We start from the raw sequence: 14,860 nt of genomic DNA, 5'->3' as shown, positions 1-14,860 counted from the left end.
TTGTTCTTTGCAATTGATTTTTGCTTATGCGGCGTCGCCGCGCTTGTCGAGAGGGTTAGGCGAGCAGGTCCTCGATCCCGTAGACCCGCGCGGCCGTGCCGGCGAACAGCGCCCGCTTCTCATCCTCCGAATGGCCACGGGCGAGCAACTTGAAAGTGTTCCACAGCACGTCGTAGCTCGCGCCCCAGCGGTCGACCGGATAGTTGCTCTCGAACATCCCGCGCTCGGGCCCGAAGGCTTCGATGCAGGTTTCGATATACGGCCGCCACAGCGCCGCAAGATGCTCCGAGCCGTAGCCCTTGGCCGGACCGTCCTCGGGCAGGCCGCAGAAGGCCATGGCCAGCCCGCCAAGCTTGACCGTCACATTGGGGCACTGGGCCAGCTCGTGGATGCTGCGCCGCCAGCGGTCGAAATTCTCGTGCAGCTTGCCGCGATAGCTGGCGATATTGAGCGGCGTCCCGCAGTGGTCGAGCACGATCGGCTGATCCGGGAAGGCACGGGCAAGATCGGTCACGTCGCCGATTTGCGGCTCGAGGATCCAGGCATCGAAGGTCAGACCCAGTTCCCCGACATGCCGGAAGCCTTCGCGGAAGGTGCTGTCGCGATACAGTCCCTCTGGCGCGTGGAACGGCGCGCCCAGCACGGCGTGATCGGCATCCCACGCACCCTGATGGCGGATGCCCCTGAAGCGGGGGCTGGCGGCCATAAGCGCCTCGAGCACCGGCCGCGCGCCGTCGCCCAATGACAGGTCGGCGTGGCCAAGGATCGCGTGGCACGGGCGATAGTCGCCATAAAGCCCGCTCGCCCCCTGCGCCGCAACGCCGTTGACGAACTCGACCTCGCCGACGACCTTTTTCGCATCGCCATAGGCCGCATTGTAGAAGGCGCCGCATTCCATGAAGCAGGTGCCGACGATATTGTGCCCGCCGGGGAGGCCGCCCTTGGTATCGGCCTGCAATTCGTCGAAGGTGTAATAGGCCGCATCGACCAGAGCCGCGACGAAATCGTGATGCGGTTCCTGCAACATCGGCAGCATGGCCCGCAGGTCCCACAGGTGATGGTGCGGATCGATGATGGGCAGATCGGGTTCGAGAATCGCTTCGGTCATGCTGGCTCAGTCTCCCCACTGAATAGGATGGCAGATGGAGCACATCGACTGGTGTTCGGGCAAGCAGAATTGCGGCGTCGGCGAGCCGACTTTACGGCGCTAATCCGAAGGGATCAGAGTCAGCTCGGTCTGCCTGCCGTCGAGGAAGCGGACGGTTTCGCCATCGAAATACGCATCCTCTTCCGACCGGAAATCGACCCGCTGACCGTCCCATTCGGGAACCGCAGCATAGGTCGTCAACTCGATCGACCAGGTCGTGCCCGCAAGGACAAGATACTCACCACGGGGGTCGCCGTTCTGGTTGTCCCAGAACCCGATGGCAGTCCCAGCGCCGTGGCCATAGAAGCCGATGGGATGGCTGTAGATCGACGGGTCGAGTCCTTCGGCGAGCGCCTGCTTGCGCGCGGCAGCGAGGATGTCGTTGCCGCTCGCCCCGGCCCGGAACGAGGCGAGCAGGATATCCTGCACCCGGTTGGTGCCCTGCAGCCCTTGGACCAGTCCGGCGGGCGCTGACGTCTCGCCCGGCTTCAGCACATAGGCGAGATGCTGGGTGTCGGTGTTGAGCCGCAGATAGGTCAGCCCGAAATCGGTCCACAGCAGATCGCCGGGCTGAATCACCGTGTCACCGTCCAACATGCCTATCACCCCCTGCCGCTGGATGCCGATAGAGGGGTGAAACCATGCCTCCAGCCCCAAACCGGCCAGCGTTTCGCGGTACCACCATTGCACATCGGCAGCGGTCGTCTGGCCCGGAGTGATGACCTCGCGCGAGAACGCCCTGGCGATCAGCGCATGGGCGATCCGCACGATCCCGGGATAAATCTCCAGCTCCAGTGGCGTGCGGCTTTCCAGCCAGCGGATCGACAGCTTTTCGCCCGAGACGATCCGCTGCCGGTATGTCTCGGGCAAGGCGGCAATCATCGCCTGGTACTGGCTCAGCGTCATGCCATCGCCAAACGCGGTGATGTCCGAAGTGTTGATGGCGATCTTCTGCGGGTCACGCGCGGCGATGATCTCGGCCACCGCCTGCCACTGGTCGGGCTGCCGCGCCGGGTCCCACGCCGAGCCGAACAGATCGGCCAGGCCATAGCGGCTGACCGTCAGCCGCTCGACCGGCTTGCCTTCGCCCGGATCATATAAGATCAGAATCGTCCGCCGCCGCGCATGCATGTTTTCCGCGTCGAGCATGGTCGCGAGCACCGGTTCCTCGAAATACTCGCGCGACATCAGCAGCCACAGATCGATGCCCTGTTCGCGCATGATCGCGGGGATGACGGTGTCGAGACGCTCGGCCAGGATGCGGTCAACCATCTCCGCCCGCTCGCGCATCGGCAGGATGCGGGGCATCTCGGGCGAGGCCTGTTCGATGTCCGACATCGGCAAGCGGGGGGCTGCTTGGACCATGGCAGGGGCAGCGATTGCCGCCAGTGCCAGCAATATCCGAACCAGTCCCTGCATCAATCCTGCCCCCGTCATTGGTCTCTATGAAGCCGCTCCATTGGCCGCGCTCAGTACCGCGCGGACCGAAGCTGTCGCGATATCCTCGTCGATGCCGCAGCCCCAGATGGTCCGTCCGCTGGGGGTACGGCATTCGAGATAGGCCGCCGCACGGGCATCGGTGCCGGTGCCCAGCGCGTGCTCGGTATAATCGACCACTTCCAGCTCGACCCCGAAGGCATCGCGCAGCGTTGCCATGACGGAGGAGATCAGGCCATTGCCGCGCCCGCTGACGCTCTGCTCCTGCCCGTCGACGGCGATGGTCCCGGCGAACAGACGGGTCCCGTCGCTGGCCCGGCTTTCCTCGTAATTCACCAGCTGGAAATGCTTGGGATAGGTCTGCACATGGTAGGCGCGCTTGAAGGTGTCCCAGATATCCGCCGCATTGAGCTCGCGGCCCAACTCGTCCGCCACCCGCTGCACATGGGGGCTGAAATCGGCCTGCATCTTCTTGGGGAGCTTAAGGCCCTGGTCCTGCTCCAGCACCCAGGCGAAGCCGCCTTTGCCGCTCTGCGAATTGACGCGGATCACCGCCTCGTAATTGCGCCCGAGGTCGGCCGGGTCGATCGGCAGATAGGGCACGCGCCACAGCGTGTCGTTCTGCTTCGCATGGGCGGCAAAGCCCTTCTTGATCGCGTCCTGGTGGCTGCCGGAAAAGGCGGTGTAGACCAGCTCGCCGCCATAAGGATGGCGCTGGTGGACCGGGATCTGGTTGCAGTACTCGACTGTTTCGATCACCCGGTCGATATCGGAGAAATCGAGCCCCGGATCGACGCCCTGAGTATACATATTGAGCGCCATGGTCACGAGGCAGCAATTGCCGGTCCGCTCGCCATTGCCGAACAGGCAGCCTTCCACCCGGTCCGCGCCGGCCATCAGCCCCAGCTCGGCGGCCGCGACACCGGTACCGCGGTCGTTGTGAGTGTGGAGGCTGATCACCGCACTCTCGCGGTTCGGCAGGTGGCGGCAGAAATACTCTATCTGGTCGGCATAGATATTGGGCGTCGCCGCCTCGACCGTGGCCGGCAGGTTGAGGATGATCGGCTTGTCCGGTGTGGGCTGGAGCACCTCCATCACCGCCGCGCAAACCTCGATGCTGAAATCGAGCTCGGCGGTGGAGAAAGTCTCCGGCGAATATTCGAAATGCCACTCCGTGCCCGGGCGCTTGTCCGCTTCGTCGGCCAAGACGCGGGCACCGGCGACGGCGACGCCGATCACTTCCTCGCGTGTCATCCCGAACACGATTTCACGCCAGGCCGGGCTGACCGCATTGTAGAGATGGACAATCGCAGCGCGCGCGCCGTCGAGACTGGCGAAGCTGGTGCGGATCAGCTCCTCGCGGCTCTGCGTCAGCACCTGTACCAGCACGTCTTCCGGGATACGATCCGAACGGACCAGCGAGCTGATGAAATCGAACTCGGTCGCGCCCGCGCTGGGGAAGCCGACCTCGATTTCCTTCACCCCGATCTCCACCAGCAGGTCGAAGAAGCGGTTCTTCTTCACCGCATCCATCGGATCGATGATCGACTGGTTGCCGTCGCGCAGGTCCGTGCTGAGCCAGCGGGGCGGGGCGGTGATCGCGCGGCTCGGCCACTGCCGGTCGGACAGCGGGACCTGCGCGAAAGGGCGGTATTTGGTCGAAGGATCGGCGAGCATGTTTCGCGGCAATGTCATGGTTTCGGCTTTTCGGAGAGTATCGGATCGGTCGGGCTACACCCTTGAGCGCGTGGCGCGCTCCCAAGGCACGCCGAACGTCACGCCCAAGGGCGTGTAAGTCGAATAAGCAGGCCGAGCTTGTGAACCATGTTGTTCCTATGCGGACTACGGAGAGGCTTGTAAAGGCAAAGCCGCGCGGGCATCGCTGGCAATTATCTTGTCGGGAGAGAAGTCCAGCCATGCCTGAAGATGCGTCCGCAACCGATGCCTCCGGTCATTCGCTCTATGAAACCATGGGGCTTGTCCGCATCATCGCAATCGATCCTGCGGGCCGCGCCAGCCTGGAGTATGAGGCCAAGCGCGAGCAGTGCCATTCGGGCGGGGTGGTGCAGGGCGGCTTCATCAGTGGCTGGATCGACGCCGCGATGGCGCATGCCGCCATGGCCAAGAACGGCGAGGGCATCGTGCCGATGACGCTGGAGCTCAAGGTGAGCTATTTCGCGCCGACCCGACCCGGCCCGGTGATTGCCGAAGCCTGGGTCGAGCGGCACGGGAAGCGAACCAGTTTTTACGAAGGTCATTTGCTCGACAAGGGCGGGACCGTGCTGGCCAAGGCCTCGAGCACTATTCTCTTGGCGGATATGGGACGGGTCATAGCGGCATCGGCCAAGGCGGTGGGAGGGGCGGAATGAGCGAGATCCGGCCGTTTGTGCTCGATATCCCGCAAGCGGAGATCGACCGCCTCTATCGCAAGATCGATGATATCCGTTGGCCCGAGGCGGAGCCGGTGGACGACTGGTCACAGGGCACGCCGCTCGCCGCGCTGAAGGACCTCGTCGCCTATTGGCGCGAAGGCTATGATTGGCGTGCCTGCGAGGCGAGGCTCAACTCTTTCGGGCAATTCGTGTCCGAGATCGACGGGCTCGATATTCACTTCCTGCATGTCCGCTCGTCACGCGCAGACGCCCTGCCGTTGATCCTCACTCACGGCTGGCCCGGATCGGTGCGCGAGTTCTTCGAAGTCATCCCGCTGCTGACCGAACCGAGCGAGAGTGCGCAGGCCTTCCATCTCGTCATCCCCTCGCTCCCCGGCTTCGGTTTCTCTGGCAAGCCCGCCAAGACAGGCTGGGGCGTCGAGAAGATCGGACAGGCCTGGGCCGAACTCATGCAGCTCCTTGGCTACACACGCTGGGTCGCGCAAGGCGGCGACTGGGGTTCGGCGGTCACCACCGCTATCGGTGCGCAGGCGCCTGCGGGTTGCATCGGCATTCACGTCAACATGCCGATCGGGCGGCCCGGGCCGGACGATCTCGCCGACCCATCACCAGCAGAACTCAAGGCGTTGCAGGCGCTGCAATATTATCAGGAGTGGGACGCTGGCTATTCCAAGCAGCAGAGCACCCGCCCGCAAACGGTCGGCTATGGCTTGGTCGATTCACCGGTCGGTCTCGCAGGCTGGATCTTCGAGAAGATGCACGCGTGGACCGATAACGCCGGCTCACCTTTCGACGCGCTCAGCAAGGACGCCATCCTCGACAACATCATGCTCTACTGGCTGCCAGCGACCGGAGCATCGGCCGCGCGGCTGTACTGGGAAAGCTTCGCCAGGTTCGGCGATGGCGAGGTATCGATCCCGGCCGGAGCCAGCGCCTTCCCCAAGGAGATCATCCCTGCCCCGCGCAAATGGGCCGAGCGGCGCTACACCAATCTGGTTTACTGGAACGACCTGCCGAAGGGTGGCCACTTCGCCGCATGGGAGCAGCCTGAACTGTTTGCCGGCGAACTGCGAGCCTGCTTCTCGAAAATGGTCTAGCGCCAGCGCAGCCGATCGGCGGTCAGCTGTTCGACGCCGGTCACGCCCATCAGCCGCATCCCGCGTTCGATCTCTTCCTTGAGGATACCGATTGCGCGTTCGACTCCGTCCTGACCCGCCGCAGCGAGGGCATAGAGATAAAGCCTTCCGCCACTCGCGGCCGTGGCCCCGGCGCAGAGGCTCTTCAGCACATGTGTGCCGCGCCGGACGCCTCCGTCGCAGATGATCTCGATCTCTCCGCCAACAGCATCGACGATCTCGCGCAGCTGGTCGAACGGCGCGCGGCTGCCGTCGAGCTGCCGCCCGCCGTGGTTGGAAATCATGATCGCATCGGCTCCGATTGCGACCGCGCGGCGCGCATCGGCGGCGCTCATCACGCCCTTGAGGCAGAAGGCGCCGCCCCAGTCCTGCCGGATCCGTGCAGCCGTGTCCCAATCCATCGAGGTGTCGAGCATGGTGTTGAAATACTCGGCAATGCTGACCGCTTTGCCTGTCCCTTCGGCGACGTGTGTATCGAGATTGGGCAGGCGGAATTTCTCGCGCAGGAGGTAATCGAGTGTCCAGCGCGGACGGGTGGCATAGCTCCATACCGCGCTGGGCGAGAAGCGGGGCGGGGTGGTGAAGCCGGAGCGCAGGCAGCGCTCGCGCTTGCCCGAAACGATCGTATCGACCGTCAGCGCAAGGGCGTCGAAATTGGCTGCCTGGCAGCGCTCGATCATGCTGGCGTTCAGCCCCTTGTCCTTGTGGACATAGAGCTGGAACAGCTTCGGTCCACTCGTCAGCGCCGCAATCTCCTCGATGCTGCGGGTGGCGAGGCTGGAGATGCCGAACCACAGACCGTATTTCTCCGCCGCCTTGGCCACAGCGGTCTCGCCCTGCCAGTGAAAGGCGCGCTGCACGGCTGTCGGGCTGAGCACCAGCGGTAGCCCACTCCGGCGGCCCATGATCGTGCATCCTGTGTCTATTTCAGCCACCCCCGCCAGCACGTCGGGGACCAGATCGGCTTCATCGAACGCCGCCGTGTTGCGCGCCTTGGTCAGTTCGTCGTCCGCCGCACCATCGATATAATCGAATACCGGCCAAGGTAGCCGCGCCTGGGCCAGCGTGCGAAAATCGTCGATGTTGTGGCAGTCGGTCAGGCGCATCGGCATGAGTCTCAAGGTTGGCGCTGCTGCAGTTCGGGCAGGGTATAGCGCTGGGCAATACCGCCCTGCGGTTCGGGGCGATAGCGCGGATCGGTAGCGAGGCAGCCTTCCCCGCAAAGCTGCACGGCCACCTCGTCTTCCCAATCGATCTTCCACAGCCGGCCGCCGGGCGTCGCCACGAAGCCGTCGATCTGTTCGCCGATATCCGCTTCCATGTCGACGGTGGACGGCACTTCGCTGTCATAGTCGAAGTTATAGGCTCCGTGAGTGTGGAAGGTCGCAACAGGATATTGCCCCATGGGCGACAACCACGGCAATTGGCACTCGGCCTCATACCCCTCGAACACGGCAGAGACAGCCAGGTTTCCTGCATCGTCCTCGAGGATGAGGCCGCAGTACTCCTTCCGCTCGGCGAAGGACCTTTGCTGCACATCTTCGAGCGCAGTCCGGGCGAAGGCAGCGATTTCACTATCGGACGCGACAGGATCGCGCCCGCTATGTGGGTTCTCCCGGGCATAGATCGCCGAATTGATTACGATACCGACCCAGGCGAGGGCACAGAGCGCCAGGACCAGTGTGTGGGATGGGGCACCGCGCATGTTCTGTGGCTAGTGACAATGCGCGGCGGCGATGTCGACAGGCTTATTGCTTTTCGAACGCAGCACTGATGCTCAATTCGACCTCTTTGCCGATGGCAGGGGCGGCATAGGCGATGCCCCATTGGGTCCGGTCGATCACCGCGCGGCCTTCGAAGCCGACCGTGGCCTTCTTGTTGAAGGGATTGGTGCCTGCGCCGGTAAACTCGACCAGAATTGCGACCGGCGCCGTCTTGCCGTTCATGGTCAGCTGACCGGTGACCAATGCGGTCGTGTCGCCGGTACGGCGGACATCGGTCGATATGAACTTGGCCGGCGCTGGCTCGGGGCCGAAGAAGTCCGGGGCCCCGCCGTCCTTGCCCGGGCGAAGCAGGTGATCCTTCAGACCCGCGCTGGCGACGGTCACGGCGCCTATCGGGATGGTAATATCGAACTTCGCCGCTTCGACATTGGCCGGATCGAGCTCCATCGTGCCGGTGATGTCGCCGAACAGGCCGAGATAATCGTTGAAGCCGAAATGGCTGACCCGCCAGCCCACCAGCGTGTGTGCCGGGTCGAGCGCATAGGTCCCGGCAGTGACCCGAGAGACATCGGCGGCGCCGGGGATCCCGGCCTCCTGCGCGGAAATCGAAGTGACGGCAAGCGTGGCAGAACCCAGCAGGGCCAGGGCAACAGCATACTTTTTCAAGACAGTTCCTCCGACGGGTGAGACGCGCCACCCTAGTGCCCGGTACAGCCTACACCAAGTCCAAAGGTCAGTTCTTTTCCTTGTCGACCAGCTTGTTGGCGCTGATCCACGGCATCATGGCCCGCAACTTGGCCCCGGTCTGCTCGATCGGATGGGCTTCGGCACGCTTGCGGGCGGCCTTGAGCTCCGGCTGACCGGCGCGGTTGTCGAGCACGAAGTTCTTCACGAAGCGGCCAGACTGGATGTCGTCGAGGACGCGCTTCATCTCGGCCTTGGTTTCGCTGGTGATGATGCGCGGACCGGTGGTGATGTCGCCATATTCGGCGGTGTTGCTGATCGAATAGCGCATGTTGGCGATGCCGCCCTCGTACAGCAGGTCGACGATCAGCTTGGTTTCGTGGAGACATTCGAAATAGGCCATTTCGGGCGCGTAGCCGGCCTCGACCAGGGTCTCGAACCCGGCCTGGATCAGATGGGTGATGCCGCCGCACAGCACAGCCTGTTCGCCGAACAGATCGGTCTCGCATTCCTCACGGAAGTTGGTCTCGATGATCCCCGAGCGGCCACCACCGACGCCGCTGGCATAGGCGAGGGCCACGTCATGCGCTGCGCCGCTGGCATCCTGGTGGATGGCAATGAGGCACGGAACGCCGCCGCCCTTCTGGTACTCGCTGCGCACGGTGTGACCGGGGCCCTTCGGCGCGATCATGATCACGTCGATATCCGACGGTGCCTCGATCAGGCCGAAATGGATATTGAGCCCGTGGGCGAAGGCAAGCGCGCTGCCGGGCTTCATATTGCCCTTGAGGTCGTTCTCCCAGATCGCCGCCTGGTGCTCGTCCGGCGCGAGGATCATGAGGATATCGGCCCACTGCGCAGCGTCCTTGTTGCTCAGCACCTTGAAACCGGCCGCTTCGGCCTTCTTAGCCGTGGCCGAACCTTCGCGCAGGGCAATGGCGACGTCCTTGACCCCGCTGTCGCGCAGGTTCTGCGCATGGGCATGGCCCTGGCTGCCATAGCCGACAATGGCGATCTTCTTGCCGGTAATCAGGTCAAGGTCGGCATCGGCGTCGTAGTAAACTTTCATTTCAATCCTCGATTTTGCTAGTCGTCATCCCAGCGAAAGCTGGGATCGGTGTCCACACAATCTGACTTGGCCGAGACAGACCCCAGCTTTCGCTGGGGTGACGGTTTCTGCCTAAACCCCCTCCGCCCCGCGCATCATCCCGACGATGCCAGTGCGGCCGACTTCGACCAAGCCGAGTTCGCGCATGAGGGCAATGAAGCTGTCGACCTTGTCGGGCGGGCCGGTGATTTCGAAGATGAAGCTCTCGGTCGTGGTATCGACCGGGCGGGCGCGGAAGATATCGGCCAGGCGCAGCGCCTCGACCCGCTTCTCGCCGGTGCCGGCAACCTTCACCAGCGCCAGCTCGCGCTCGACATGCGGGCCGGCTTCGGTGAGATCGGTGACCTTGTGCACCGGCACCAGCCGCTCGAGCTGGGCATGGATCTGGTCGATCACTTCGGGCGGGCCGTTGGTGACGATGGTGATCCGGCTGATCGCGTGGTCCTCGGTGATGTCGGCCACGGTCAGGCTGTCGATGTTGTAGCCGCGCGCGGTGAACAGGCCGGTGATCTTGGCGAGGATGCCCGGCTCGTTGTCAACGGTGACGGCAAGGACGTGGCGTTCGGCGGCTTTTTCGGTGATTTTCATGGGTCCGTCCTACACCAGCGCCTTGGCTTCGTCGTCCATGGTGCCTTCGACATGGTCGCCATAGAGCAGCATGTCAGTATGCGCCGCGCCGCTTGGGATCATCGGGAAGCAGTTGGCGCTCTTGGACACCATACAGTCGACGATCACCGGGCCGTCATGCGCCAGCATGGCTTCGATCCCGGCGTCGAGTCCGGCCTCGTTTTCGATGCGGATCCCCTTCCAGCCATAGGCTTCGGCGAGCCGGACGAAATCGGGCAGGCTGTCGCTGTAGGAGTTCGAATAGCGGCTCTCATAGGTCAGCTCCTGCCACTGGCGGACCATGCCCATGTACTCGTTGTTGAGGATGAAGATCTTGACCGGCAGGCGATACTGGCTCGCGGTGCCGAGTTCCTGAATGTTCATCTGGATCGAGGCTTCGCCCGCGATATCGATCACCAGCGCTTGCGGGTTGCCCAGCTGCGCGCCGATCGCGGCGGGCAGGCCATAGCCCATGGTGCCGAGGCCGCCGCTGGTGAGCCACTTGTTGGGCTTGTCGAAGCCGAAATACTGCGCCGCCCACATCTGGTGCTGGCCCACTTCGGTGGTGATGATCGGCTCGCGCTCTTTGGTCAGGGCATAAAGTCGCTCGACCGCCTTTTGCGGCATGATCGCGCCGTCCTTCGCCTTGGGCGGATAGGCGAGGCATTCGCGCGCCCGCCATCCGGCGATACGCGCTTTCCACTCGCCCATGTCCTGCGCCTTGCGCCCGTTTTCTTTGGCACCCCAGGCGGCGATGATCTGTTCCAGCACCGTGCCGCAATCGCCGACGATGCCGAGATCGACCGGCACGATCTTGTTGATGCTGGCCCGGTCGATATCGATGTGAATCTTTTTCGAGTCCGGCGAGAAGGCATCCAGGCGGCCCGTCACCCGGTCATCGAAGCGCGCGCCGACGGCAATGATGAGGTCGGCCTTGTTCATCGCCATATTGGCCTCGAACGTGCCATGCATCCCCAGCATGCCGAGCCAGTCGGGATGATCCGAGGGGAAAGCGCCGAGTCCCATCAGCGTCGAGGTTACCGGTGCGTTGGTGAGCGACTGCAACCGGCGCAGCGCCTCGCTGGCCTGCGGGCCGGAGTTGATCACGCCGCCGCCAGTGTAGAACACCGGACACTTCGCCGCGGCTATCATCTCGACCGCTTCGAGTACCTCGTCGGCATGGGCCACCGTCCGAGGCTGGTAGCGGGCCGAGGCCAGCGGCTTGGCTTTCTCCGACGCATCGAGCGCGCCCATGGCGATCTGCACGTCCTTGGGAATGTCGATCAGGACGGGTCCGGGGCGACCGGATGTTGCGATACGGAACGCCTCGTGGATCGTCGCCGCCAGCTGGTCGGGGTTCTTCACCAGGTAGTTGTGCTTGGTGCAGTGCCGCGTGATGCCGACGGTGTCCGCTTCCTGGAACGCATCCGTCCCGATCAGGCTGCTGGGCACCTGCCCGGTGATGACCACCATGGGGATCGAATCCATATAGGCGTCGGCGATGCCCGTAACCGCGTTGGTCGCGCCCGGGCCACTGGTGACCAGCACCACGCCGGGCCTGCCGGTCGAGCGGGCATAACCTTCCGCAGCATGGGCCGCACCGGCCTCGTGACGGACGAGAATATGGCGGATGCGTTCGCTGCCGAACAGCTCGTCGTAGATCGGCAGCACCGCGCCGCCGGGATAGCCGAAAATGACCTCGACGCCCTCACGCACCAGGCAATCGACGAGGATCGCCGCTCCGCTGCGTTCGGTGGGGGCAGGCATTTGCGGTCTCCTGATAAAAGCGGGCCCGGCGTTCCTTGAGAGAACGTCGGGCCCAGGGGTTGTCCAAGGCCCGTGTACGAGTCTGTTTATGTCCTGTCAAACGCTATTTTTGGAATAATCCTTCAAAAACGTCTTTCAGATTGAAATCTGCGTCACCGACCCGCCTCCATTCAGGGGAGGCTGGTGCCGGAACCACGTGTACTGTCGTTTCGCATAGTTGCGTGTGGCCTGCCGGCCAGCGGCGATGCATTGGGCGCGGTCAAGCTCGCCTTTCAGCATGGCGGCGATCTCCGGCACGCCAATCGCGCGCATGACAGGCAGGGCGGGATCGAGGTTGCGACCGAGCAGCGCCTCGACCTCTTCGATTGCGCCTTGTTCGAGCATGAGTGAGTACCGCTTGTCGCACCGGGCGTAGAGCCAATCGCGATCCGGGAGCAGGATGGCCGGGTAAAGCTGCACATGTGCGTCGATGCCGCCTGCCTTCTGCCTCTGCCAATCGTCGAGCGTGCGCCCGGTTGCGCGGACGACTTCGAGTGCACGGCACGTTCGCGCTGCATCCGCAGGTGCAAGCCGGGCTGCGGCGGAAGGATCCTCCCGTTCCAAAGCGGCTCGTGCTTCGGCTTGCGAAAGGGCGCGGACCGTATCGCGAACTTGCGGGTCGATCGGCGGGATCGGGGCGATGCCGTCGAGCAGCGTCCTGATATAGAGACCGGTGCCACCGACCAGGATCGAGACCGCTCCTGCAGCATGCGCGCCGGCTATTTCCTGTCGGGCGCGCCCGGCCCAGTCTGCCGCCGAGCAAGCGGTTGCTCCGTCCCATTCCCCGAACAGGCGGTGGGGTACGCCTCGCATCTCCTCATCGGAGGGCCGTGCGCTGAGCACCCGCAGATCGGCATAAACCTGCGCGCTGTCCGCATTGATCACCACCGCATCGCGTCCGTCATCCTGCAACGCCAGGGCAAGGCGCACAGCCACATCGCTCTTGCCGCTGGCGGTTGGCCCTGCAATCAGCGCCAGCGGCGACCGTTCGTCGTCCGATTCTGGAGAATTCCGCGTGCTCATCGCCCGCCTGATAGCAGACCCTGACGGTCTGTTGAGCCGTATCGAGGCTTTGAAGCACGCGCTGGAGCCGGAAGGTCTGGCGCTGGCCGTCTCGGCCGAAGCGATTCCTGAGGGCGTGCTAGTGCAGATCGAGACGTTTTCCGGCAGCACGCGCCTGCTGCGCGCGGCGCTCGACGAGCATTTTCCCGGCACCGATGGCCTGATCGTGGATGAGCGCATCGCGTTGCCGCAGGTGTTTGTCTCCGACATGGATTCGACCATGATCGGGCAGGAATGCATCGACGAGCTGGCCGACTATGCCGGGATCAAGCCGCAGATCGCCGAAATCACTGAGCGCGCCATGCAGGGGGAACTCGATTTCGAGAGCGCGCTGCGCGAACGGGTGGCTTTACTGGCAGGGTTGGAGGAAAGTGCTATCCAGCGCTGTCTCGACGAGCGCATCCAACCCAATCCGGGCGCTCGCGTACTGGTCGGAACGCTTAGACGTTTGGGCTGCAAGACTGTGCTGGTCACCGGCGGGTTTCACCACTTTGCCGATCCGGTGGCCGAAGGGATCGGATTTGACAGGGTGATCGCCAACCGTCTCGACGTCGCCAACGGCGCGCTCACGGGCGGACTGGTCGGGCCGGTGGTAGACAGCGCTGTCAAGCGAAGCGCGTTGCTGGACGCCATCGCCGAGGCCGGGCAGGGCGCATTCGGCATGGCGGCAGGCGACGGGGCGAACGACATTTCGATGCTCGAAGCAGCGCATTGCGGCGTGGCCTATCACGCCAAGCCCAAAGCCCGCGGCGCCGCCGATTGCTGGATCGATCGCGGCGATCTGAGCTCGATCCTCGTCCTGCTGGGCATTCCGCGCGACGAATGGGTGGTGGCCTGAGGCGACAATGGCGCGTTCATCCAATATTGACATGCATGTCAGTATTAACCTTCCGGCACCCTAGAGATAGAAGCGCCCCCATGAACGACACCATCCGCTCCTTTCCCGTCGGCACGCAAGTCGATATCGCCCCCGACGGGACGATCTTTCGGCACCCCGATCGCCCAGAGCCGCGGCGCAATCTGCGAGCAGCGGTGCACCATTTCCGCGAGCTGCTTAAGGACAAGGAAGACACCAGTCACGTCTTCAAGATTTTCGAATCGCTTCCTTCGAGCCGCTTCGTGCCGATGGCGCGCAAGTTCACGCTCAGCCGTGAAGGGCAGCGAGTGCGTGAGAGCGAACCCTATCTGCCGACCATCCTCGATGACCACGCAGCCCTCCGTCGTTATCATGCGGGCACGGTCGCACACGCCTATTGCGACTTCATGGAGCAGGAAGGACTGACCGCCGCGGGACTGGTCGAAGAGGGTGAGAGAGCATGGCCCGACCGCCCGAAGTATGGTGACCTGATCGAATGGTACGCCTGGCGCCGCCGCGACACACACGATCTGCTGCACGTCCTGACCGGCTATGGCCGTGACGCGCTAGGCGAGCAGTGCGTGCTGGCCTTCACCTATGGCCAGAACGGCGGCTTTGCGAACCTCTTCATCGCCTACCTTGCGGCGATCAACACCAGGCGCGGCGTCAAGACATCAGCTCCGGTGCTGCGTGCGGTACGGCAGGCCCATAAGCTGGGTGCAGGTGCGCCGTGCCTTGCCGAAATGCCGATCCTACAGCTGCTCAAGATGCCGCTGGACGAAGCACGCGCCCTGATGAAGGTGGGTGACCCGACCGAATACCGCCGTTGCCATGCCATCTGGCGCGAACGCGGGATCGATCCCTATGACCTGCTGGCGAAGGGCATGGCCACGGCTTGACG

General features: G+C 63.8%; 13 protein-coding genes and 1 pseudogene. 4 read left to right on the top strand and 10 right to left on the bottom strand.

Features of this window, described 5'->3' with window-relative positions:
- Positions 1 to 55: 55 nt before the first annotated feature.
- The 3 genes from LY632_RS09310 to leuA all read right to left on the bottom strand — a co-directional run bounded on the left by LY632_RS09310 (position 56) and on the right by leuA (position 4,261).
- Positions 56 to 1,108: an amidohydrolase gene (locus LY632_RS09310; RefSeq protein WP_234090866.1), complete on the bottom strand. Its 1,053-nt coding sequence runs from the start codon at positions 1,106 to 1,108 to the stop codon at positions 56 to 58.
- A gap of 99 nt (positions 1,109 to 1,207) precedes the next feature.
- Positions 1,208 to 2,566: a M24 family metallopeptidase gene (locus tag LY632_RS09305; RefSeq protein ID WP_234090865.1), complete on the bottom strand. Its 1,359-nt coding sequence runs from the start codon at positions 2,564 to 2,566 to the stop codon at positions 1,208 to 1,210.
- Between the two features lie 24 nt (positions 2,567 to 2,590).
- A complete protein-coding gene (gene leuA / locus LY632_RS09300) occupies positions 2,591 to 4,261 on the bottom strand; it encodes a 2-isopropylmalate synthase (protein WP_234090864.1) in 1,671 nt (556 codons plus the stop codon).
- Between the two features lie 239 nt (positions 4,262 to 4,500).
- Here leuA and LY632_RS09295 point away from each other — a divergent pair, with 239 nt between their 5' ends.
- A complete protein-coding gene (locus LY632_RS09295) occupies positions 4,501 to 4,953 on the top strand; it encodes a PaaI family thioesterase (protein WP_234090863.1) in 453 nt (150 codons plus the stop codon).
- Positions 4,950 to 6,074 carry an epoxide hydrolase family protein gene (locus tag LY632_RS09290; protein ID WP_234090862.1) on the top strand — a complete coding sequence of 375 codons (1,125 nt, stop codon included), beginning with the start codon at positions 4,950 to 4,952 and terminating at the stop codon, positions 6,072 to 6,074. The genes LY632_RS09295 and LY632_RS09290 overlap by 4 nt, the downstream gene beginning before the upstream one ends.
- Here the strand turns inward: LY632_RS09290 and LY632_RS09285 are convergent.
- The 7 genes and pseudogenes from LY632_RS09285 to miaA all read right to left on the bottom strand — a co-directional run bounded on the left by LY632_RS09285 (position 6,071) and on the right by miaA (position 13,064).
- Positions 6,071 to 7,219: an alpha-hydroxy acid oxidase gene (locus LY632_RS09285; RefSeq protein WP_234093207.1), complete on the bottom strand. Its 1,149-nt coding sequence runs from the start codon at positions 7,217 to 7,219 to the stop codon at positions 6,071 to 6,073. The two genes, LY632_RS09290 and LY632_RS09285, sit on opposite strands and share 4 nt — an antisense overlap.
- Before the next feature lie 11 nt (positions 7,220 to 7,230).
- Positions 7,231 to 7,818 carry a DUF4329 domain-containing protein gene (locus LY632_RS09280; RefSeq protein ID WP_234090861.1) on the bottom strand — a complete coding sequence of 196 codons (588 nt, stop codon included), beginning with the start codon at positions 7,816 to 7,818 and terminating at the stop codon, positions 7,231 to 7,233.
- Between the two features lie 43 nt (positions 7,819 to 7,861).
- On the bottom strand, positions 7,862 to 8,503 hold the full coding sequence (locus LY632_RS09275) for a YceI family protein (RefSeq protein ID WP_234090860.1): 642 nt from the start codon (positions 8,501 to 8,503) through the stop codon (positions 7,862 to 7,864).
- 67 nt (positions 8,504 to 8,570) lie between these two features.
- Entirely contained in the window at positions 8,571 to 9,590 is a 1,020-nt protein-coding gene (gene ilvC, locus LY632_RS09270; protein WP_234090859.1) for a ketol-acid reductoisomerase, read from the bottom strand.
- Positions 9,591 to 9,701: 111 nt separating this feature from the next.
- A complete protein-coding gene (ilvN, locus tag LY632_RS09265) occupies positions 9,702 to 10,217 on the bottom strand; it encodes an acetolactate synthase small subunit (RefSeq protein WP_234090858.1) in 516 nt (171 codons plus the stop codon).
- A 9-nt stretch (positions 10,218 to 10,226) separates the two neighbouring features.
- Positions 10,227 to 12,002, bottom strand: a complete 1,776-nt coding sequence (gene ilvB / locus LY632_RS09260) for a biosynthetic-type acetolactate synthase large subunit (protein ID WP_234090857.1) — start codon at positions 12,000 to 12,002, stop codon at positions 10,227 to 10,229.
- A 103-nt stretch (positions 12,003 to 12,105) separates the two neighbouring features.
- A pseudogene (miaA, locus tag LY632_RS09255) lies at positions 12,106 to 13,064 on the bottom strand (tRNA (adenosine(37)-N6)-dimethylallyltransferase MiaA).
- Here miaA and serB point away from each other — a divergent pair.
- Together serB and LY632_RS09245 are read left to right on the top strand one after the other, a co-directional pair.
- On the top strand, positions 13,057 to 13,941 hold the full coding sequence (gene serB, locus LY632_RS09250; RefSeq protein ID WP_234090856.1) for a phosphoserine phosphatase SerB: 885 nt from the start codon (positions 13,057 to 13,059) through the stop codon (positions 13,939 to 13,941). The pseudogene miaA and the gene serB sit on opposite strands and share 8 nt — an antisense overlap.
- Positions 13,942 to 14,021: 80 nt before the next feature.
- Entirely contained in the window at positions 14,022 to 14,858 is an 837-nt protein-coding gene (locus tag LY632_RS09245; RefSeq protein WP_234090855.1) for a Coq4 family protein, read from the top strand.
- The last annotated feature ends 2 nt before the right edge of the window (positions 14,859 to 14,860 follow it).

The organism is Erythrobacter sp. SDW2 (genome assembly GCF_021431965.1).
Lineage (GTDB): Bacteria > Pseudomonadota > Alphaproteobacteria > Sphingomonadales > Sphingomonadaceae > Parerythrobacter.
Note: the sequence above shows the minus strand (reverse complement) of the source record. Positions and strands in the feature narration are given on the sequence as shown.